Consider the following 20,698-nt stretch of genomic DNA (forward strand, 5'->3'; position numbering starts at 1 on the left):
CTCAAAAATCAGTGAAGAATGTTGGGAACCGCTAAACGGAATACTTCAATCGGAACTCGAAAACGTTCCCCGTTTTCACGCTCCATTTCGTAATAGCCTTGCATATTACCTACAGGGGTATCAAGTACAGCCCCACTGGTATAGTCAAAATCTTCGCCTGGTTTTAATATAGGCTGTTTTCCAACAACACCTGAGCCGCTCACCTCTGATGTTTTACCGTTAGCATCGGTAATTTGCCAGTAACGATTAATAAGTTGAACCGTTTCTTGGCTGTCATTCACAATGGTCACGTGATAAGCGAACGCAAATTGTGGCGAATCAGAGGGGAGGTGCTCGGGCAGGTGACGGGTTTTCACCCGCACCTTAATTTCAGACTCATTCATAAGCTAACTTTAATTTTCTTGTGCTTCTTCTAACGCTGATACTGCATTCGCTAATGTGGCGAAATCCTGCAAGGATAGTACTTCAGCCCTTACGGTTGGGTTTATACCCAGCGCGCTGATTTGTGCTTCAGTAAGACTTTCTTTCAGCGAATTTCGTATTGTTTTGCGACGTTGATTGAACGCCTGTGCGCATACTCGCTCAAGGGTAGCCACTGATACCACATCCACTGGCGGTGTTTTATGTGGGATTAGACGTACTACCGCAGAATCAACTTTTGGGGGGGGCTTAAAGGCACCTGGTGGTACATTGAGTACCGGCATAACTTTACAATAATATTGCGCCATTACCGATAATCGACCATAGCTTTTAGAGCCATGCCCTGCGGCTAAACGGTTCACCACTTCTTTTTGTAGCATGAAGTGCATGTCATTTACGCACGCTGCGTGAGAGAACAGGTGAAACATAAGCGGTGTTGAAATGTTATACGGTAAGTTACCAAAAACGCGCAACCCTTTATCTTTCACGTGCATAGTTTTAGCCAGCTCAGTGAAATCCATGGTCATCGCGTCTTGTTCAATAACAGTTAGCTTATCGCCGTTAAACGGATGTTCTCGTAAACGCTTAGCCAAATCTCGGTCAAGCTCGATAACGGTAAGTGCTTCAACTTCATCGCAAACTGGATCGGTGAGCGCGCCTAATCCGGGGCCTATTTCAACCAAGTTTTGTTCGTGTTGCGGATTAATGGCCGACACGATTTGTCCAATCACATAATCGTCGTGTAGGAAGTTTTGTCCGAAGCGTTTTCTGGCCGTGTGGCCTAAATGTGTTTTACTCATTGTTGATGATGTGCAAGCTCAATGGCTTTTTCCAATGCTTTTCTGAAACTGCCAGGATCGGCATTACCATGGCCTGCTAAATCGAGTGCAGTACCGTGATCGACGGATGTTCTTATAAATGGGAGGCCAAGGGTAATGTTAACCGAAGCACCAAACCCTTTATATTTTAGCACGGGAAGGCCTTGGTCGTGGTACATCGCTAGCACAACGTCTGCATCTTCCAGATATTTAGGCTGAAATATAGTATCGGCAGGAAGTGGCCCGGTAATATTTAGCCCTTCTTCACGTAACTCGTTTAGCGCCGGAATAATGGTTTGAATTTCTTCTGTGCCAATATGTCCATCTTCACCTGCATGGGGGTTAAGCCCACACACGTAAATATGCGGATTGCGAACACCAAATTTTAGTTTAAAGTCGGTGTTAATAATATGGAGCACTTTGTGAAGGCGTTCTTTAGTAATGGCGCGAGACACATATTCTAAAGGAATATGAGTAGTTGCTAGTGCGACATTTAAGCCTTCTGTTGCCAACAACATGACAACATCAATCGTATTGGACTGATAAGCAAAAAACTCGGTATGGCCACTAAAAGATACGCCAGCTTTATTGATAATGCCCTTGTGCACCGGCCCGGTGACTACCGCATGAAAGTCACCTTCCATGTTTGCTTGGCATGCTTGTCGAAGGGTTTCTACTACGTATAAACCGTTCTCGCTATCTAGGGTTCCGGCAACCACATCGGCGGCTTTATCTATTTGCTTAATAAACAGCGAACCCGCGGGCTGAACCTGCGGGTTTGATGCATCATAAGGAAGCAATGTAAGCGGTAAACCAAGTGCTTTCGCTCTGGTCTCTAATATTTCGCCATCGGCGAATACTACTAACTGAGCCTGCCATGATTCTTGAGCCAGCTTTATGATTAAGTCTGGCCCAATACCGGCGGGCTCACCTGGTGTTACTGCAATTTTTATCGGTGTCATTTATGCTTCTATATATTACTCGATAACTTCAATGTAGGCAGCGTCGCGCATTTCACGTAACCAGTTTTCCGTTTCTTCTGCAAACTTTCTATTGAAAATAAGCTGATACGCTTTGTCTTCTTTGCGGCGCTCTGTTGCGTCGTCTACACGTCTATCGATTAATTGGATTAAGTGCCAACCGTGTACTGAACGTACTGGGTCGCTGTATTCACCGGCTGATAATTGCGCAAGGGCGTCTTTAAAAGCTGGTACGTAGTTGTTTGGATCTGACCAACCAAGTTCGCCGCCTTTAAGGGCTGAACCTGGATCTTCTGAATGTTCTTTAGCGAGCTCTTCAAATTCAACTTCACCCGCTTCAAGTTGAGTTCTGAACTTAACTAGCATCGCTTTTGCTTTGTCTTCACTAAGTATGATTGAAGGCTTAACGAGAATATGACGAGAGTTAACCTCTTCAATAGTGACTTTTTCAATGCCTCGAGTATCTAATACTTTCAAGATATGAAAACCAGCACCACTTCGGATAGGGCCGACTAGCTCGTCTTTTGCTTTACCCTGAATCGCTTCAGCAAACAAGGTAGGCATAGCGTTAATGTTCAGCCAACCCATGTCACCACCTTCTAACGCTTCGTTACCTGATGATGATGCGATAGCTATTTTAGCAAAATCTGACCCAGAATTTAATAGAGAAAGTACTTTGTCTGCTCGCTCTCTTGCTGCATTGATTTGGTCGTCAGAAGGATCAGATGGGAAACCAACAAGAATGTGGCCTAGACGGTATTCTTCTTGTTCTGCACCTTGTTGTTCCATGAGTTCAATAAGGGTTTCTCTTTCTTGATCGGTAATATAAATACGGCGACGAACATTCGCGCGACGCACTTCACCCATCACGATTTCTTCGCGTATATCTTCACGGTAATCTTCATAAGCGATGCCTTCTAAACGCAATTGTCTGCGTAATTCATCGACCGTGGTATTTTGGTTTGCAGCAATATTTGCAATGGTTTGTTCAAGCTGTGGGTCGCTTATTTGTATACCCATTCTTTGTGCCATCTGCAACTGAAGACTCTTGGTGATCAAACGCTCAATGGCTTGAGTACGCAGTGCGCGGTCAGAAGGAAGGTCTTGCCCATTTGCCTCTGCGTTACGTTTAACGTCATTCATCAGTGCATCTACTTCACTTTGAAGTACAACACCCTGATCGACAATAACCGCTACGCGGTCAAGCATTACTTCTTGCGCGTAGCTGCTAAACGACAACACTGCACTGACTAACAAGGCCCGGATTATGAACTTCATACTCACTCTTTTATTATTGGTTAATGCTTAACGTAGGGCTACTCCCTACGCTACAACGGATTAATTTAAACTATATGGCTGACGATAGCCAAACATGCCATCTTGTAACATGCTTCTTTGTGTACCAGACGTACCGATACCTTTGAATATAAATTGTAATGACACACCAGTATCGAAATCGTCGGTAGATTGCTCTCCCGATGAATCGTAGCGGTTACTTAAACTTCTTTCTGCCACTAATCGTATTGCCCAGCAGCAGGATTCATACTGGATACCTGCATAAGTCTCAATACTGCGGTCGCGCTCAATGTCACGGTAAGTTCGACCCACCCATTGCCAGTTTTCAGCAATCGGCCAACTCGCCGATATTCCCACTTGGTCAATGGTTTCACCACTTAAATCACGAACATATCGATGACTTAACTGAATAAATCGCTTTGCATCTTGTCGATATTCTAAGCCAACACTGCTTAAGTCAACTTTGTCGGTGTCGGTGGTCACTTGAATATCAGAATGGGCGTACCAGTTTTTGTTAAACCGCCAGTCCATCTCAGCGGCTAGCGCCGAACGGTCTTGATTTTTAGTCGCGGCAATGACCTTGTTATCTTCAAGGTAGAATATCTGACCCAAGCTAAGTACAAATTGTTCCCTATTGTTTTTATCCAATATTCGGCTGGTTATGCCGAGGGTAACTTGGTTGTTATCTGAAATTCTATCCAATCCGGTAAATTCTTGTCCTCTGAATAACCCTTCAACGTCGGTTAACAGAGGCGTTGAATCATACAGCCCAATCGCTGTTTGGTCTTCATACGAGGTGTAAAGATACTGAATTTTAGGTTCTAACGTCATGGCGGTATCGTTACCAAACCATGAAGAATCTTTTTCGAAATACAGCGCCCCGAATAGGCGAGCTTGACCTAAAGTACGCTCTACATTTTCTTCTAAGTCAGTATCTTGAATATTTTCTTGTTTATAGACAGTTTGCAACACGGTGGTTTCAGCAACAAATTCACCCCATGCAGCACGAATAGGCATAGCAAGGGTAGGGGCTACATGAAAGCGGGTTGCTGTTGGTGCGGTTTCGGAAGTGTTATCAAAATACGCTAGTTCAGAGTTCACACTAAATTCGAAATAGCGACCAAAAGGCGTGCGATAATCAATCTTAACTTCTGGTAACGCACGATAACTATCGGCGGTATCACCCAATATTTCGAAGTCTTTTATTTGCATATTTACCGTTAAATCACGGGTGTAATAACCCAGGCTTACGGTACGGTAAAGGTGTGTATCTGCGCTGTTATAATAATCAGAGCCTAAATCGACAATATAGTTATCATCGCTTAATCCGTTGAAGTCTACTCCCAACACCCAATTTTCATTAAGTTGCCCTTGGTGCTGTAAACGGTAGAAGTATCGATCGGGTGAGCCGTCAATATCACTGTCACTTGGCAAGTACTCGACGTAAGCCGTTCCTTCACTTTTTTCAGTTAGGTAACGAAACTCTGTATTTAGCTGAACACCACGCTGGGTCATCACCCGAGGCGAAATGGTCATGTCAAAATTAGGGGCTATATTCCAATAGAACGGCTGAGTGTAATCAATACCTGCATTGCTAGAGCTTGTTATCTCTGGAAACAATAAGCCCGTTTGACGTTCATTACTTACAGGGAATGCAAAATAGGGAAGGTAGAAAACAGGAACATCCGCAATATAGAACCGAGTATGTTTCGCTTTACCCCATGCTGTGCCTTTTTCAATACTGATCTCACTTGCCCGAATCATCCAATCTTCATGGCCTTCAGGGCAGGTAGTAAAACTCACTTCCTGTAAAATAATACCTTCATTGGTATCAACCAATATGTCTTCGGCAGCACCTTGTCCAACAAACCCGGTCAATTGATAACGGGTATTTTGCATTTCTAAGCGTTCTTCTTTTGAACGAAGCGACACCGCATCACTTTCTACGCTTAACTGTGCATCGCGAAAATGCACATCGCCTTTTGCCAGTACGTCTTCACCATTGCCATTGACTTGTGCTTGAGACGCACTAATGATGGCGCTATCAGACGTAATATCAACATTACCTGAAAACAGTGCCACTTTATTTTCGATGATTTCAGTTCGGTTGGCTTCCACCTTTACATGCCCCTTAGGCATAAGTGCAGAGCTTTTAAAGACAATGGGCTCCACCGAGCAAAAGGCTAGCGGTGAGACTGATTCTGGATTAGCTTCCTGTGCAAACGCGACGTGAGTAGACAAAGTCGCGGAAACAAGCATGGCGCAGGTCTTTTTCATGCGGTGGTGAAGGGCCTGTTTTGTTATTCGTTGCTTACACTATAATGATGTGACCTTAAGGCGCACATATAGTTCTGCATAGAGTTAATAATACGCCAACCTAGTAGCGTTGGCAGTTAACGCAATGTAATTCGCCGTCAATTCTAAGCACTTCTGTTGTATTTACCAACCATTGGATTAAAAAAATCGTATTTCTCTTTATCTAAATAGTGATTTACCGCATATTTACTGACTTATTGGATAAAAAAATACTCAATTAATGAAGTGAATAGACGAGTTTTTAGCTTGAAAAGCGTCAAGCTATACCTACTTCTAATGATGACGTTATTTTTATAGCCTTATAGGGCTTGCAGATCATAGTGCTTAAACAACGATTGCAGGCGTTGGCTAGGTGCAAAATCATCATCAACAATGCGCTATTGATTACAGGAGAATGCAGACATGGCCGTGTGGGGGAAAATCCTTGGTGTACTTTTTGGGTTTATGTTTTTAAAAATCCCCGGTGCTATTTTAGGGCTAATCGTAGGGCATTTCTTTGATAAGGCTTACAGCCAAGACTTTAATCAACTTGGCGGATTCGGCCGCTTCTTTACCGATCAAAATAGCATGAAGCAACAAGCGGTATTCTTTCATAGCTTGTTCTCGGCGCTGGGTCATTTAGCGAAGTCCGATGGCAAAGTAACAAGCCGTGAAATTCAAATCGCCACAGCGCTGATGGATGACATGAAGTTAACCGGTGATGCGCGCAAAGAAGCGCAAGAAGCGTTTCGTGAAGGTAAAGCCAGAGACTTCCCTATTACTGATACGTTGAAAGGGTTGTACGAGGCCAGCCATGGTCGCAGAGATATATTACAAGTTTTCTTGGAAATATTGATTCAAGCGGCATTTGCCGATGGAAAGTTAACGCAAGAAGAGTATGTGGTACTAGAAAAAGTAGCGAAGCCACTGGGTTTTAGGCGCCGAGATCTCGATTATCTGATTTCCATGTTTGAAGCTGAAATACGCTTTAGGCAGCGAGGCGGACAAAGTGGCCCCAATGGACAAGGCTCCAATGGCCAGCAGCGTTCTTCGCAACAAAGCGCCTATACTGAAAAACAATCTCTTGATGATGCTTATCGTATTTTGGGCGTTACTGGGTCTGATGATGAAAAAACCATTAAACGTGCTTACCGAAAACGTATGGCAGAGCATCATCCCGATAAGCTTGTATCTAAAGGATTGCCTGAACAAGCCATGGAAATGGCGAAGAAAAAGACCCAAGATATTCAGTCTGCCTACGAGCTTATAAAACAAATGCGTGGCTTTTAATGAAGCGTGATCTTACCTATGTGCCTGCCGTGAGTCAGGCGCATATCGATGGCTTCATAGACATGCTTTGGCTTGAGAAGGGGCTGTCTGATCATACTCAACAAAGCTATCGTACCGACCTAACTAAACTGGCTATATTCTGTAATAACCAAGGCATTAAAGACATAGCGGTACTGACCACCGAAATGATGCAAGACTACTTGGCTTACCGCCACGACAAGGGACTCTCAGCACGAAGCACACAACGTGCAATGAGTGCATTACGGGCCTTTTATACGTATTTAATCGGTAAGCAAATACGGGTAGATAACCCTATATCTTCCTTATCAAACCCCAAACTACCAAAATCTTTGCCTGCCTCGTTAAGTGAACGCCAAGTCGAAGATTTACTCGCAGCCCCGATAGTAGAAGACCCAATAGAATGTCGTGATAAAAGCATGCTGGAAGTGCTTTATGCTACAGGATTGCGAGTTAGTGAGCTTATCGGTTTACAAATGAGCGAGGTAAGTTTGCAGCAAGGCGTGGTTCGGGTTACCGGGAAAGGTAACAAAGACAGGTTAGTGCCACTTGGCGAAGACGCTATAGAATGGCTGTTAACTTACATTAAGACTGCCCGCCCTGTACTCGCGACTAAGCAATCAGACTATGTCTACTTGAGTAAACGTGGTCAAAAAATGACGCGGCAAACCTTTTGGCATCGTATTAAATATTATGCTGTGAAAGCCAACATTGAACAGCACCTGTCTCCACACACCTTGCGTCATGCCTTTGCCACACATCTACTCAATCATGGTGCCGATTTGCGTGTTGTGCAGATGTTGTTGGGGCACAGCGACTTGTCGACGACCCAAATCTATACGCATGTGGCGACAGAGCGCTTACAAACGCTCATTCACAGCCATCACCCTCGGGGATAACTCCACTAATTGGTAAGGCAAACTTCAGTGTTACCCAGCGAGTGGTGTGATAGCATTACGTTAAATACTTGCTAAATATCGCTTTAGTGAAATGCGTAAATGAAATTTTTCTCATGCATGAGCGGTCTTAGTTATATCCCATTTTAATATTTTGAAAGCATGGTTGCTGTCGGAGTAAATATAGTGAAAGTAGTAAAATTTAGCTTATTGGTTGCATTGGTGTTCACTACGAGCCTTTTCGCGAATGTCGCAAGCGCAGCTGACGAAACGGCAATTAAAAGTAAGCTGACTAATATGCTGGGGCTAGAGGTTGACTCTCTTGCCGACTCACCCATTCCAGGCTTGGTACAAGTATCTACCAATCGCGGTTTCTTCTATGTTAGTGATGATGCTAAATATTTGGTTCAGGCGCGTATTCTCAATATTGATGAAGGCATGCGTAATGAAACCGAAGTCGCTTATTCGAGTCTTCGTATTGAAGGCGTTAAAGAGATGGCTCCATCGGCGATTACGTTTAAAGCTAAAAACGAGAAGCATGTGATCAGTGTTTTCACCGATACCACCTGTGGTTACTGCCGAAAGCTTCATAAAGAAGTCGGCGACTTAAACGACATGGGTATTACCGTAAATTACTTGGCCTTTCCTCGTGCTGGTTTAGACAGCCAGAATTACCAAGATATGGTGTCGGTATGGTGTGCAGTGAACCCGCAAAAAGCATTAACTGACGCAAAATCGGGCAACGATGTGGCAACCGCTAAATGTGCTAATAACGTTGCAGAGCAATATTTGTTAGGGCAAAAATTGGGTGTAAATGGTACGCCTAACATCGTGTTGCCAGATGGCTCGCTAATACCTGGGTATCAACCTGCAGGTATGATTGCACAGGCTATTGAACAAGCCGAATAGCGCCAATTTCAATTTTTCTAAAACGCACCATAGCAAAAGTTAATGCTTAGGCTAGGTGCGTTTTTTTATGTTCTGATTTTACCTACCTCATTCCCTTGGGTATTATTGCCCTCTAATTAACCGTAGTGATGAATGTCGATGATATTGCCTGTAGTGCGCCGTGAAACTGGTGACGCCCCTCTTGCTTCTACTTTGCACCCTGTAATAGACCGTATTTATCGCGGTAGAAACGTGCAAGATGTTAGTGAATTAGAAAATGGGCTGAAGGGCCTTACCCATTTCAATGAGCTAAAAGGCATGGCCGGTGCGGCAAGTATTCTGGCTGACACTATTGAGCAAGAAAAAACGCTCATCATTGTGGGTGACTTCGATGCCGACGGCGCCACCAGTATTGCAGTGTGTATCCATTCATTGCAAATGATGGGGTTTACTAAGGTTGATTATCTAGTGCCAAATCGCTTTGATTTTGGTTACGGCCTTAGCGTGCCTATTGTGGATATCGCCAAGCAACAGGGTGCCGACGTTATTATTACGGTTGATAACGGCATTGCCTGTATTGAAGGGGTTACCCATGCAAAAGCGTTAGGTATAGATGTTATTGTAACCGATCACCATTTACCTGGGGACGATCTTCCCCCCGCCGATGCTATTGTGAACCCAAATCAACCCGGTTGTACTTTCCCTTCTAAAAACTTAGCTGGGGTAGGTGTGGCGTTTTACATCATGTTAGCGCTTAAAACCGAACTACAACAACGTAATTGGTTTACTAAAAAGAATCTTCCAGCGCCTAATTTGGCATCGTTACTAGATATTGTAGCCGTAGGTACGGTGGCCGACGTGGTGGTTTTAGATAAAAACAACCGAATTTTGGTACATCAAGGCCTGCAGCGTATTCGTGCAGGTAAATGCAGACCGGGTATTAAAGCATTGGTTGAAGTGGCTAATCGTGATTGTGCTCACCTTACTTCAACCGATTTAGGTTTTGTTATTGGCCCCCGTTTAAATGCCGCTGGCAGGCTGGACGATATGTCTCAAGGCATTGCCTGCCTCTTGGAAAACGACACGATGCAAGCCCGCATGATTGCCTCGGAACTAGATGCACTTAACCGTGAACGCCGAGAAATAGAAACGGGTATGAAGGCACAAGCGGAACAAGTGCTCGAAAAAATGTCTCTCACTGAAGGTGATATTCCTGCCGCGTTGGTGGTGTATCAAGCCGATTTTCACCAAGGTGTTATTGGTATTGTGGCGGGGCGTTTAAAAGAAAAGTATTTGAAACCCGTTATCGCTTTCGCTCATCAAGATGATATGACAATAAAAGGCTCAGCTCGCTCTATTCCTGGGGTACATATTCGCGATGTACTCGATGAAGTGAATACGCGTTTCCCGGGCGTTATTGACAAGTTTGGTGGCCACGCGATGGCAGCAGGGTTAAGTTTGCCCGTTGCTAACTTAGCGGCTTTTGAACACGCCTTTGTTGACATTGCAAAGCAGCACATGGATAAGCTTGATGGTAATCAAGTGTTATTGTCTGATGGCAGCCTGACAGGTCAAGAGCTGTCATTGCCTTTTGCGCATTTGCTTAGGCAAGCTGGCCCGTTTGGGCAAGGCTTTGAATCGCCATTATTTGATGGCGAGTTTCACGTAGTGCAACAACGACTGGTGGGTGAAAAACACTTGAAGTTGGTACTACGAGAGCCTTCGGTTGGCGAAGTGGATGCCATTGCCTTTAATATTGATATTAAAGTGTGGCCGAATGCCATGGTAAAACAAGTACGCATTGCCTACCGATTAGATGTTAACGTATTTCGCGGCCAAGAGTCGGTACAGCTTATTGTTGAGCAGCTAGAAAGCGCATAAAGCCCACACACCAGAATATAACGCGGTGCAAGGTAAATAATATGAAATCAGAGACTGACAAATTAATCAGCAAGCACGGCCAGTTAAATCAGTCTGATAATATGAAGGTGGTGTCTCACGTTCAACGTGAAGAAGAAGACTGGATACGTCATACGGTAATGCTTGAAGGTATTGACGTGCCATTTATCTACCGCCGCAAAAAGCAGTATCAAAGCTTGAAAGGGGCGCGGGTTAATATTACTTACTACCGTCAGGTAGAAGAGGTGGCAGGTATTGAGTTTGAAACCATGAAAGTGGTACGCATTAAACGAAGCTAAGCCCTTTAGTCGGCTAAATGTGCAAGAACGCTACCTTCACTAAAATTAAATACCAGAACTGCTGAAAAAAACACGGGAAGATGAATGAACAACGACTGGTTGACTGCTTTTGTGTTGCATCGCCGAGCCTATCGGGAGACCAGTTATATCGTCGATTTCTTTACCTTAGAACACGGTAAAGTGAGTGCCGTGGCAAAAGGTGTACGCAACAGTAAATCTGATAAGAAAAGCCTGCTTCAACCTTTTCAAGCCCTCAAGCTTCAACTTGCTGGTAAATCTGATTTGAAAAATTTGCGGCACGTTGAAAGTACCGCACCTTCTATTAATTTAGCGGGCACGCCATTATTTTGTGCCATGTACCTCAATGAGCTCACTAACCGAATAATGCCTGCTGGCCTTGCCAGTGACGCGGTGTTTGAAGCTTATGAGCAGGCACTAATGGCGCTTTTCCGCGATGAGGATATTGAAGTTACCCTGCGAAAATTTGAGCTTTCACTGTTAGACGAAATGGGGCTACTGCCCGACTTTACCCAAGATGTAGAGTATGAGATGCCTATCGAGGCTGAAAAACACTATGTGCTTCAGCCGGAATTTGGCTTTTGTGCACTGCCAGACGATGTGCCAAATGGCTATACGCGCAAGGGATTGCCGGGTAGTGCGCTACTTGCATTAGCTCAAGGTGAATTTACACCCATGAGCAAACGGGTGGCAAAAGTCTTATGCCGCGATTTACTCAAGCCGCTAGTTGGCGATAAACCGCTAAAAAGTAGAGAGTTATTTGTGGTGCGAAAACATTAAAATGATAAGTGTTACGCATATTTAATGGCGCTTTTTACCACGTGACAGTTCGAAAGTTTGTTACAATGAGGTTCAATCAATTTTAGACAGGCAATAGGCGAAACTTCTATTAATCGCTGATTGCCAAATACTTGTTCTACTATAGGTATCTGTTAATGAGTACACTTCTTCTTGGCGTTAACATCGATCACATTGCCACACTTCGAAATGCCCGTGGCACCAACTACCCCGATCCTGTGCATGCTGCTGATGTTGCAGAACGCGCTGGAGCAGACGGTATTACCGTTCACTTGCGCGAAGATCGTCGCCATATAAAAGACAGAGATGTTCGCATTTTGGCGCAAACTATCAATACCCGCCTAAACTTAGAGATGGCGGTTACCGATGAAATGCTCTCTATTGCCGAAGAAGTAAAACCGGTGTTTTGTTGCTTAGTGCCCGAAAAACGTGAAGAGCTAACCACTGAGGGCGGCCTTGACGTAGCGGGCAATTTACCCGTGATGAAACAAGCCTGTGAGCGTTTAGCAGCTGCGAACATTTTAGTGTCTTTGTTTATTGATGCAGATAAAAAGCAAATAGATGCTGCTGTGGAATGCGGTGCGCCTTATATTGAAATTCATACTGGGCAGTATGCTGAAGCAACCGGCGAAGCAGAGCTTGGCGAAGAGTTAGCTCGGTTAGTGGAAGGCATTGAATATGCCGATAAACTAGGGCTAAAAGTGAATGCTGGTCATGGTTTGCATTACCATAATGTCAAACCGATTGCGGCTATCCCTCAACTTATCGAGTTGAATATTGGCCATGCGATTATTGCACGGGCGGCGTTTGATGGCCTTGCCACTGCAGTGGCTGATATGCGTCAACTTATGCTAGAAGCACGAAGCGGCGTGTAAGTTCGAATCTCGACAGCAGCACGTCAACGCAAGCAACAACAAAGAGAATACCTAGTGGCCATAGCTGGATTAGGCACAGACATTATTGAAATTGCACGTTTGAAGAAAAGCGATGCGACCACAGAGCGCCTCGCGAAACGTGTGCTTACGCCTTACGAACTTACCCTTTATGTTGCCAGCAATGAGCCAGTGCGCTACTTAGCGAAGCGTTTTGCCGCCAAAGAGGCAACGGTGAAGGCGTTGGGTACAGGTATTGGTAACGGCGTCAGTTGGCAACATATCGAAGTGCGCAACAATGCTTTAGGGGCGCCAGAACTTCACTTTACTGGAGAGGTTGCCATGCTATGTAAGCAGCGAGCCATTACCTCTAGTGTAATAAGCATTTCCGATGAAACTCACTATGCGGTTGCTACCGTTATTCTTGAAAATTAATGTAACGGGAGCACCACGTGGCCATATTTTATAAACCTAGCAAGGGCAAAAACAAAAGCAACGTAAAAGGGCGGGTGCGCGGTGCAGGCTCAGGTGAAAAGCAGCACATTGTAAAAACTAAACAATCATGGCCCTCGGTTGATGACATTAATGCTGCTAATGAAGTGGTAACCATTGATGGTATGGATTGGCAGGGGCAGGGCGTTGCTCGGGGTGAAACCTTATATTTCGTAGATGGTGCTTTACCTGGTGAAACCGTACAAATAAAAGCGCTTTCAAGCAACAAGCAGATTGTTAACGCAAAAGTCACTAAGGTGAATACCCCCTCAGACCATCGCCAAAAGCCATTTTGTGCGGTGGCAAATCAGTGCGGTGGTTGCCAGCTTCAGCACGTAGATCCCCATGAAGCCCTCGCACTACGAGACGATGCCCTTAAAAGCATGTTTCAGCGTAAACTCGATTTTAACGACGGGGCATGGCAAGCGCCTATCAGCGGTGGTAGGCCTAGATATCGTCGTAAGGCCCGCCTAGCGATTGATGCAAGAAACCCAGAGAAAATAAAACTCGGTTTTCGAGAAAACGCGGGCAAAAACATTGTTGATATTGGTGGTTGCCCGGTTTTGGTTGAATCACTAAGTCAGCTTATCGCGCCACTTAAATCTGCCATTGCAGGCTTTGCTAGCGCTCGTCTTGTCGGGCACATCAGCTTATTGGCGGGTGAGAATACGGTGCAAGTTACAGTGAAACATACCCGTTCATTAGCCAACGACTTTATTGCATCGCTTTCCCAGTTTGCTGCGGAACAAAACGTGAATATGACCATCGAAGACGGTAATGGCGATTTTACCCAATTGCATGAAGTAGCGCCAATCACCTGTAACACAGTAGACGGCTTTTATTTGCAACCAGGGCCTAATGATTTTGTTCAGGTGAACGCAGAAGTAAATACAAAAATGGTGGCGCAAGCTTTGTCATGGTTGGCACCAAAAGCCGGTGAGCGCATCGCCGATTGGTTCAGTGGTTTAGGTAATTTCACCTTGCCCATTGCCAACAGCGGCGCTACGGTAAGGGCGGTGGAAGGGGTTGCTGAAATGGTGCAGCGTGCCAAAAGTAACGCCCTCAAACAGGGCATTTCCAATGTTGACTGGATGCAGCTTGACTTAGCTGACGAGAAATCAGTAGATAAAGCGTTAGCGGGTGGGTTCGATAAAGTACTACTTGACCCTTCTCGTGAGGGGGCATTGACAGTTTGTCATGCACTGGTCCGCGCTACACCAAATACGATAGTGTATGTTTCTTGCAACCCGAACACTTTTTCGCGGGATGCGCGTGTTCTGATAGATGGAGGTTATCAAATGCAAAAAGCGGGTGTAATTGAAATGTTCCCCTTTACCCATCATATGGAAACGATGGCGCTATTTACACGCCAACAGCAATAGCGAGCAGCGGTTATGGTGACAACAAGAAAAGTACATGCAGCCGATAGACCTCCTTTTGAGGTATGGTTAGACAGCCTCGATTTAAGTGATGAAACGAAAGATAAACTGCGCAGTGTATCCTCAATGCCAGAGCGCCTTCTCGTCGGCCAAGAAATGGTCGAAATTCTTTGTCAACTCAATATGGATGACGCTACGCTACAAGCGGCATTGGTCTTTCCCTACTGCGAGCAACATTGTTTAACCGAAGCTGATATTGAACAAGAATTTGATGGTGAAATTCGTGACTTAGTTGTGGGTGTAAGGCGTATGGACGCCATTAAAACTTTGCACGCTAGAAAAGCCAATGGTTCGCCTTTCAACGAAAAATCCGATGAACAACATATTGATAGTATTCGTCGTATGCTGCTTGCTATGGTTGAAGACGTTCGCGCTGTAGTGATTAAAATGGCAGAACGTATTTGCGCGCTTCAACAAGCGAAAAGAGCGGATGAAGAAACGCGGGTGATGGTGGCCCGCGAGTGTGCCAGCATTTATGCCCCTTTGGCTAACCGTTTAGGTATTGGTCAATTAAAGTGGGAGCTGGAAGATTTAGCCTTTCGCTATCTGCACCCTATCACCTACAAACAAATCGCCAAGCAACTAGATGGTAAACGTCGAGAGAGAGCCGATTATATCGATGGCATCGTTGATGATCTTCAAACATTAATGAATAGCGAAAACATTCGCGCCGATGTGTATGGTAGGCCAAAACACATTTTCAGCATTTGGAAAAAAATGCAGAAAAAGCGCTTAACCTTCGAACAACTTTTCGATATACGTGCCGTGCGGGTTATTGCCGAGCGGTTACAAGATTGTTATGCCGCGCTTGGCACCGTGCACGCTAGCTACAAGCATTTACCCAACGAATTCGACGATTATATTGCCACCCCCAAATCTAACGGCTATCAGTCTATTCATACCGTTATTGTGGGCCCTGAAGGAAAGCCTGTAGAAATTCAAATTCGTACACACAAAATGCATCAAGACGCCGAGTTAGGCGTTGCTGCGCATTGGAAGTACAAAGAAGGCAGTACCGGCAAACAATCGGGTTACGATGAGCGTATCAATTGGCTTCGCCGTATTCTTGCTTGGCAGGAAGAAGTGGCCGAATCTGGCGATATGGTGGAAGAGTTGCGCAGTCAGGTGTTTGATGATCGCGTGTATGTGTTTACCCCGAAAGGCGATGTTATCGACTTGCCTCAAGGTGCTACGCCACTCGACTTTGCCTACTATATTCACAGCAATGTAGGGCATCGCTGTATTGGGGCGAAAGCCAATGGGCGAATTGTGCCTTTTACTTATCAGCTGCATAGTGGCGACCAAGTGGAAGTGCTCACCGGTAAAGAGCTAAATCCTAGCCGCGATTGGATGCATCCAGGCTTGGGCTATGTGCACTCATCTCGCGCCCGTGCCACTATTCATTCGTACTTTAAAAAGCAAGATAGGGATAAAAATCTAACCGCAGGTAAAGAGCTGCTAGAGCGCGAACTGCATCGCGCCCACTTGCCCACCAAAATAGCCAGTGAAGTGTACGAGAAGTTTAACGGTCATAGTGCTGATGATCTTTATGCGGCAATAGGCACAGGTGATGTGAGAGTGATGCAAGTTATTAACTTCATTCACTTCTTACAAGAACCAGAGCCAGAAGAGCCTGAAATTAGCCCTAAAGTAAAAACAAAGCGTACGGCTAAGGGCGCAGGTAAAAAGGACGCCGTGGTCGTACAAGGGGTTGGCCACTTGATGAGCCAGCTCGCTAATTGTTGTAAACCGGTTCCTGGTGAGCCCATTATGGGTTATATCACGCAAGGGCGTGGCGTAAGCGTGCACAAAGAAAGCTGCGATCAATTGCAGCATTTGCTTGAGCAGCACCCAGAACGTCAAATTGAGGTGAACTGGTCACAAGAACTTAAAGTAGGTTTTGAAACCTCAGTCGATATCTTCTGCCACGACAGAACCGGTTTACTGCGTGATATCACTACCGTGCTGGCAAATGAAAACGTGCCATTACTGGGTGTGAATAGTTTAAGTGATAAACACAGACAAACGGCGCTAATTACCATTTCAATTGAAGTACAAGACTTAGATACCTTATCAAAAGTGCTCGCACGATTACGTCAATTAAAAGGCATTACGGATGCAAAACGCAAACAATTCTGAGTTGCCTGAGGTAAAACGACTTCAAGAGATAATGGCGAAGCTTCGAGACCCTAAGTCTGGGTGCCCGTGGGATGTTCAGCAAACCATGGACAGCTTAACTCGGTATACTATTGAAGAAGCTTACGAAGTGGCTGATGCCATTGCGAAAGGGGAGCCTTCAGATATTCGTGATGAACTTGGGGATTTGTTGTTTCAAGTGGTGTTCTACTCCCGCATTGCAGAGGAAGAAGGCAACTTCACCTTTAATGATGTTGCGAAAAGCATTAGCGACAAAATGACCCGTCGTCATCCACACGTATTTGGCAATACCTCAGCGCAGCCAAGCAGCGAGGAAGGCTTAACTGCACAGTGGGACAGTATAAAAGCCAAAGAAAAAGCACTTAAACAACAGGCTTTAAAGCAAAACTTGAATACCACATTGACGCCAAAAGACAATAAACCGGCTTGCCCCAGTCTTCTTGATGATGTGCCGGTGGGAATGCCAGCATTAATGTATGCCCAAAAACTACAAAAAGCGTGTGCAAAGGTGGGTTTTGATTGGCCTGAAGCTGAGCCTGTTTTAGACAAGGTGCGAGAAGAAGTTGAAGAAATTCAACAAGAGCTTGATGCCGAAACTGTCAATCAGCAAGCCTTAGAAGAGGAAATTGGTGATGCATTATTTGCTATGGTTAATGTGGCAAGACATTGTAAAGTTGATGCTGATACGGCGCTGCGCAACGCCAGCAACAAATTTGCTAAACGTTTTAGAGCGGTAGAGTTTTTAGCCTATAAAGCAGAATCAGCCCATAAAATAGCGTGTGAAGACTTGTCTATAAAAGACGGCGAGCCCGTGAGTGAAGGATCACCGTTAGAAAATATGACGCTTGATGAAATGGAAGCGCTATGGCAGCAAGCAAAAATTACTACTGCTAATTCATAACGCTCAGCTCGTTCTATTAAAAGTTTTAGTGTTATAGCTTACCGACTACTTTGGCTTCTAAATTTTCTATTTCTGCTCTGCGGCCTTTGTCCGCAATAGGGCGGTTTGGTTTTTCAGGGGCGCTTTTGGCTAGCGTCAAATGCCGAGCCGCCTCTTCATACTCACCATCATCAAACAAGTATTCTGCGTAAAAGTAATGTGCATCCATACTGTTTGGGTAAAGCGCTAGCGCCTTTTTAAACAAGCGCGCTGCTTTTTTGTCACTGCCAAAGGCAACCGGCCAGCCAGGTACATTGTGATAGAGTGCCGCTAATACGATTAACGCAGTACCTTCTAATACTTGTTCATCCTGCTGCAATGCTTTTTCAAGGTTTGCTCTAGCTGCTTTGGCGAAATCGAGCGCCCCTAGGCCGCCTTTTGCTTTCGCTGCACTAGATTGTGTAATGGCTAGCCACGTGAGGGCTTCGGCATTGTTACTAGATGACGCAACAAAGGCTTCAGCGTCGGCGATGAGCGCTAAAAAGGCTTTCTCTTTCTCGCTACTGTCAACGTCATAATTGATTGACGCCCATTGCTGCTGGATATTAAGCAATGTACGACTATTGTCGGCGAAGGTAAGGTTTGCATAAACCATAAGAGAGATACAAAAGGTGATAAGTCCACGTATACTGCGCATTGTGGGTTCCTAATTGATTATAAGTAGTATTTTGAGCGAGTGTTTTACCAGTAATACGGTGTATAAAACAAGAAAAACGGTGACGCTGGTTGTTTATTCGCTTGTAAGGGCCTTAATGGCTTTCTCTTTCTCTAAATCCCATCGCGCGTAATCAAGCACATAGGGTAGAAAATGGTTCTGTAGTGAGTGCCTGGTTCGATGAGGCTCGTCTGCCAATGAAAGGGCGAGTTTATGAGCTTCGAATTGATTAAATATGGCTTCAAGTGTGCCGTTTTCTATCAGCCGTGACAGGCCAATACGAATTCTTTTTGCTAAAGCAGCATCGTCCGGACGTACGAAGAAGTATTCATAGTTGGGATAAACAAGAAGGTGATTTTTATCGATAGTAATAGGTTTGTCTGCATGACGCGCTAAGTCTCCATTTACCTCAATAACATTTCGAGGGAAACCATCCACCATGCCTTTTTCTACCATGGTGTACATTGATGTAAACCATAAACTCCATTCTTCGCCTGCCGCATTAAATCCATTTGATTTGAGTACGTGCAAGTCAGGCCAATCGTTCCCCTGCACCAAGGTGCGGGTTTTAAGCTCATCGGTGGTTAATGTCTGTGCGAAGTTATGTTGGGCATCGTTTGCAATCACAAATACTCGGTACCCAGCCAACCCTTTTAGAAGGGGGAGTTTAATGGGGGTTAATAATTTCTCACGTTCAGCATTAGTCACGCTCCACATTACATCTGCATCACCCTGTAGTAGGGATACTACTTGTCGACTTTGTGACATAGGGTGGGGGTGCAAGGAAATCTGCGTGTTTCCATATTCGGGGGTTGCAGACAATACAGCCTCAAGTACTTTCTGCTGATAAAAACCATAATCGTCATCGGCAAATGCCCGTGTGAGAGTGACGTTACCAGATTCGGCTTTAGCATAAACACTTGCCAGAAGTTGAACCACAACTAAAAAAACAGCCGATAAGCGCATTATTTTCCTGTTTATTCTCTTCTAAAATGGTTTGCCCTTTGAAATTAACGGAATTAACTAAGCTTGTCACTGTTTCTGTAGAAACTTTGTGCAGAAAACTCCCCCTAATTGCAAATTAGGGGTTCGCATTTTCATCAAAACCTGTATAATTCGCGCCCTGCCCAGTTACGCCCACCTTTGGGAAGGTGGAAGAATCGACCGGCTCGAAGGGGTCTTTGTGTTGATTTTATGGTGATTTCTGGTGTTCAGAAATCAGTAACGACGATATTATTCGGGTGATATTTAAATGAAAACTTTTGTTGCAAAGCCAGAAACGGTACAACGTGACTGGTACGTGGTTGACGCCACAGACAAAACTCTAGGCCGTTTGGCTTCAGAAATCGCATTGCGCCTTCGTGGTAAGCATAAGCCAGAGTACACACCTCACGTGGACACTGGTGATTACATTGTAGTTATCAATGCTGACAAAATTACGGTTACTGGCCGTAAAGCATTGAACAAAATCTATTATGCACACAGTGGCTATCCAGGTGGTCTGAAAGAAACTAACTTTGAAAAGCTGCTAGCTTTCAAACCAGAAATGGTTATTGAGAAAGCAGTGAAAGGAATGCTGCCAAAAGGTCCTCTAGGCCGTGCAATGTTCCGTAAAATGAAAGTTTACGCTGGTGCTGAACATAAGCACGCAGCACAGCAACCACAAGTTTTGGACATCTAAGGGGCAATCGACATGGCAGATACTCAATACTACGGCACCGGCCGCCGCAAAAGTTCTACCGCTCGTGTGTTCCTGCGTCCAGGCTCAGGTAACATTCAAGTAAACAAACGTGCTCTAGACGAGTACTTTGGTCGCGAGACTGAGTGCATGGTTGTTCGTCAACCTCTAGAACTTGTTGAAATGTTGGAAAAGTTTGACCTATACGTCACTGTTAAAGGTGGTGGTTCTAACGGTCAAGCTGGCGCAATTCGTCACGGCATCACTCGTGCTCTTATGGAGTATGATGAGACGTTACGTCCTGCACTACGTAAAGCTGGCTTCGTTACTCGTGACGCTCGTCAAGTTGAACGTAAGAAAGTGGGTCTACACAAAGCACGTAAGCGTCCACAATTCTCAAAACGTTAATTCTACGTTTTATATATTGTGCAAAAAACCCGGCTTATGCCGGGTTTTTTATTTTCTGCTTGAAAATCTACTTCCTTCAGTGCGTCACGTAATTATTCTTTCAACGGCGCTCATCTACCTAGTAAATTAGTATTCTAAATTT

General features: G+C 44.9%; 20 protein-coding genes. 13 read left to right on the forward strand and 7 right to left on the reverse strand.

Annotation, left to right across the window (positions count from 1 at the left end):
- Positions 1 to 8: 8 nt before the first annotated feature.
- Genes apaG through FLAVO9R_RS03415 form a run of 5 tightly spaced genes read right to left on the reverse strand, consistent with a single transcriptional unit; the run spans position 9 to position 5,791 of the window.
- On the reverse strand, positions 9 to 383 hold the full coding sequence (apaG, locus tag FLAVO9R_RS03395; protein WP_013785396.1) for a Co2+/Mg2+ efflux protein ApaG: 375 nt from the start codon (positions 381 to 383) through the stop codon (positions 9 to 11).
- Positions 384 to 392: 9 nt separating this feature from the next.
- Positions 393 to 1,220, reverse strand: a complete 828-nt coding sequence (gene rsmA, locus FLAVO9R_RS03400) for a 16S rRNA (adenine(1518)-N(6)/adenine(1519)-N(6))-dimethyltransferase RsmA (RefSeq protein WP_159528780.1) — start codon at positions 1,218 to 1,220, stop codon at positions 393 to 395.
- Positions 1,217 to 2,200: a 4-hydroxythreonine-4-phosphate dehydrogenase PdxA gene (gene pdxA, locus FLAVO9R_RS03405; RefSeq protein WP_013785394.1), complete on the reverse strand. Its 984-nt coding sequence runs from the start codon at positions 2,198 to 2,200 to the stop codon at positions 1,217 to 1,219. Before pdxA ends, rsmA begins: the two co-directional genes overlap by 4 nt.
- A gap of 15 nt (positions 2,201 to 2,215) precedes the next feature.
- Positions 2,216 to 3,502 (reverse strand): peptidylprolyl isomerase SurA, encoded by a 1,287-nt coding sequence (gene surA, locus FLAVO9R_RS03410; protein ID WP_269748487.1) that lies wholly within the window; start codon positions 3,500 to 3,502, stop codon positions 2,216 to 2,218.
- A 54-nt stretch (positions 3,503 to 3,556) separates the two neighbouring features.
- Complete coding sequence (locus FLAVO9R_RS03415; protein ID WP_159528784.1) at positions 3,557 to 5,791, reverse strand: LPS-assembly protein LptD; 2,235 nt, start codon at positions 5,789 to 5,791, stop codon at positions 3,557 to 3,559.
- 441 nt (positions 5,792 to 6,232) lie between these two features.
- On the opposite strand from FLAVO9R_RS03415, the gene djlA reads away from it, so the two are divergent.
- The 11 genes from djlA to mazG all read left to right on the forward strand — a co-directional run bounded on the left by djlA (position 6,233) and on the right by mazG (position 17,776).
- Positions 6,233 to 7,099: a co-chaperone DjlA gene (gene djlA / locus FLAVO9R_RS03420; protein WP_159528786.1), complete on the forward strand. Its 867-nt coding sequence runs from the start codon at positions 6,233 to 6,235 to the stop codon at positions 7,097 to 7,099.
- Complete coding sequence (xerD, locus tag FLAVO9R_RS03425; RefSeq protein ID WP_159528788.1) at positions 7,099 to 8,016, forward strand: site-specific tyrosine recombinase XerD; 918 nt, start codon at positions 7,099 to 7,101, stop codon at positions 8,014 to 8,016. Before djlA ends, xerD begins: the two co-directional genes overlap by 1 nt.
- 183 nt (positions 8,017 to 8,199) lie before the next feature.
- Positions 8,200 to 8,922, forward strand: coding sequence for a bifunctional protein-disulfide isomerase/oxidoreductase DsbC (gene dsbC, locus FLAVO9R_RS03430; RefSeq protein ID WP_159528790.1), 723 nt, complete (start codon positions 8,200 to 8,202; stop codon positions 8,920 to 8,922).
- 138 nt (positions 8,923 to 9,060) lie between these two features.
- On the forward strand, positions 9,061 to 10,782 hold the full coding sequence (gene recJ, locus FLAVO9R_RS03435) for a single-stranded-DNA-specific exonuclease RecJ (protein WP_159534363.1): 1,722 nt from the start codon (positions 9,061 to 9,063) through the stop codon (positions 10,780 to 10,782).
- A 41-nt stretch (positions 10,783 to 10,823) separates the two neighbouring features.
- Positions 10,824 to 11,099, forward strand: coding sequence for a hypothetical protein (locus tag FLAVO9R_RS03440; RefSeq protein ID WP_159528792.1), 276 nt, complete (start codon positions 10,824 to 10,826; stop codon positions 11,097 to 11,099).
- 84 nt (positions 11,100 to 11,183) lie between these two features.
- On the forward strand, positions 11,184 to 11,897 hold the full coding sequence (gene recO, locus FLAVO9R_RS03445; RefSeq protein WP_159528794.1) for a DNA repair protein RecO: 714 nt from the start codon (positions 11,184 to 11,186) through the stop codon (positions 11,895 to 11,897).
- A 155-nt stretch (positions 11,898 to 12,052) separates the two neighbouring features.
- A complete protein-coding gene (pdxJ, locus tag FLAVO9R_RS03450; RefSeq protein ID WP_159528796.1) occupies positions 12,053 to 12,790 on the forward strand; it encodes a pyridoxine 5'-phosphate synthase in 738 nt (245 codons plus the stop codon).
- 54 nt (positions 12,791 to 12,844) lie between these two features.
- Entirely contained in the window at positions 12,845 to 13,222 is a 378-nt protein-coding gene (gene acpS / locus FLAVO9R_RS03455; RefSeq protein WP_159528798.1) for a holo-ACP synthase, read from the forward strand.
- Positions 13,223 to 13,239: 17 nt separating this feature from the next.
- Positions 13,240 to 14,661: a 23S rRNA (uracil(1939)-C(5))-methyltransferase RlmD gene (rlmD, locus tag FLAVO9R_RS03460; RefSeq protein ID WP_159528800.1), complete on the forward strand. Its 1,422-nt coding sequence runs from the start codon at positions 13,240 to 13,242 to the stop codon at positions 14,659 to 14,661.
- A gap of 12 nt (positions 14,662 to 14,673) precedes the next feature.
- Positions 14,674 to 16,857: a GTP diphosphokinase gene (relA, locus tag FLAVO9R_RS03465; RefSeq protein ID WP_159528802.1), complete on the forward strand. Its 2,184-nt coding sequence runs from the start codon at positions 14,674 to 14,676 to the stop codon at positions 16,855 to 16,857.
- Positions 16,835 to 17,776 (forward strand): nucleoside triphosphate pyrophosphohydrolase, encoded by a 942-nt coding sequence (gene mazG / locus FLAVO9R_RS03470; RefSeq protein WP_159528804.1) that lies wholly within the window; start codon positions 16,835 to 16,837, stop codon positions 17,774 to 17,776. Before relA ends, mazG begins: the two co-directional genes overlap by 23 nt.
- Positions 17,777 to 17,807: 31 nt before the next feature.
- On the opposite strand, the gene FLAVO9R_RS03475 is transcribed toward mazG, so the two are convergent.
- Both FLAVO9R_RS03475 and FLAVO9R_RS03480 read right to left on the reverse strand, forming a co-directional pair.
- Positions 17,808 to 18,452 (reverse strand): tetratricopeptide repeat protein, encoded by a 645-nt coding sequence (locus tag FLAVO9R_RS03475; protein WP_159528806.1) that lies wholly within the window; start codon positions 18,450 to 18,452, stop codon positions 17,808 to 17,810.
- A 93-nt stretch (positions 18,453 to 18,545) separates the two neighbouring features.
- The gene (locus FLAVO9R_RS03480; protein ID WP_159528808.1) at positions 18,546 to 19,436 is read right to left on the reverse strand and encodes a transporter substrate-binding domain-containing protein; all 891 of its coding nucleotides are present in this window, start codon (positions 19,434 to 19,436) and stop codon (positions 18,546 to 18,548) included.
- Positions 19,437 to 19,722: 286 nt separating this feature from the next.
- On the opposite strand from FLAVO9R_RS03480, the gene rplM reads away from it, so the two are divergent.
- Together rplM and rpsI are read left to right on the forward strand one after the other, a co-directional pair.
- Complete coding sequence (rplM, locus tag FLAVO9R_RS03485; RefSeq protein ID WP_013785378.1) at positions 19,723 to 20,151, forward strand: 50S ribosomal protein L13; 429 nt, start codon at positions 19,723 to 19,725, stop codon at positions 20,149 to 20,151.
- A gap of 12 nt (positions 20,152 to 20,163) precedes the next feature.
- Positions 20,164 to 20,556 (forward strand): 30S ribosomal protein S9, encoded by a 393-nt coding sequence (gene rpsI, locus FLAVO9R_RS03490; RefSeq protein WP_013785377.1) that lies wholly within the window; start codon positions 20,164 to 20,166, stop codon positions 20,554 to 20,556.
- Positions 20,557 to 20,698: the final 142 nt, after the last annotated feature.

It is taken from the genome of Alteromonas sp. 38, from assembly GCF_902506055.1.
GTDB lineage: Bacteria > Pseudomonadota > Gammaproteobacteria > Enterobacterales > Alteromonadaceae > Alteromonas > Alteromonas lipotrueae.

What these genes read in the sequence shown, in the direction of transcription:
- mazG (WP_159528804.1), top strand. Translation starts at nt 16,835, where the DNA reads ATGCAAAACGCAAACAATTCTGAGTTGCCTGAGGTAAAACGACTTCAA.
- FLAVO9R_RS03415 (WP_159528784.1), bottom strand. Translation starts at nt 5,791, where the DNA reads ATGAAAAAGACCTGCGCCATGCTTGTTTCCGCGACTTTGTCTACTCAC.
- recJ (WP_159534363.1), top strand. Translation starts at nt 9,061, where the DNA reads ATGATATTGCCTGTAGTGCGCCGTGAAACTGGTGACGCCCCTCTTGCT.
- relA (WP_159528802.1), top strand. Translation starts at nt 14,674, where the DNA reads ATGGTGACAACAAGAAAAGTACATGCAGCCGATAGACCTCCTTTTGAG.
- pdxJ (WP_159528796.1), top strand. Translation starts at nt 12,053, where the DNA reads ATGAGTACACTTCTTCTTGGCGTTAACATCGATCACATTGCCACACTT.
- recO (WP_159528794.1), top strand. Translation starts at nt 11,184, where the DNA reads ATGAACAACGACTGGTTGACTGCTTTTGTGTTGCATCGCCGAGCCTAT.
- apaG (WP_013785396.1), bottom strand. Translation starts at nt 383, where the DNA reads ATGAATGAGTCTGAAATTAAGGTGCGGGTGAAAACCCGTCACCTGCCC.
- FLAVO9R_RS03475 (WP_159528806.1), bottom strand. Translation starts at nt 18,452, where the DNA reads ATGCGCAGTATACGTGGACTTATCACCTTTTGTATCTCTCTTATGGTT.
- rpsI (WP_013785377.1), top strand. Translation starts at nt 20,164, where the DNA reads ATGGCAGATACTCAATACTACGGCACCGGCCGCCGCAAAAGTTCTACC.
- rsmA (WP_159528780.1), bottom strand. Translation starts at nt 1,220, where the DNA reads ATGAGTAAAACACATTTAGGCCACACGGCCAGAAAACGCTTCGGACAA.
- rplM (WP_013785378.1), top strand. Translation starts at nt 19,723, where the DNA reads ATGAAAACTTTTGTTGCAAAGCCAGAAACGGTACAACGTGACTGGTAC.
- djlA (WP_159528786.1), top strand. Translation starts at nt 6,233, where the DNA reads ATGGCCGTGTGGGGGAAAATCCTTGGTGTACTTTTTGGGTTTATGTTT.
- FLAVO9R_RS03480 (WP_159528808.1), bottom strand. Translation starts at nt 19,436, where the DNA reads ATGCGCTTATCGGCTGTTTTTTTAGTTGTGGTTCAACTTCTGGCAAGT.
- FLAVO9R_RS03440 (WP_159528792.1), top strand. Translation starts at nt 10,824, where the DNA reads ATGAAATCAGAGACTGACAAATTAATCAGCAAGCACGGCCAGTTAAAT.
- pdxA (WP_013785394.1), bottom strand. Translation starts at nt 2,200, where the DNA reads ATGACACCGATAAAAATTGCAGTAACACCAGGTGAGCCCGCCGGTATT.
- xerD (WP_159528788.1), top strand. Translation starts at nt 7,099, where the DNA reads ATGAAGCGTGATCTTACCTATGTGCCTGCCGTGAGTCAGGCGCATATC.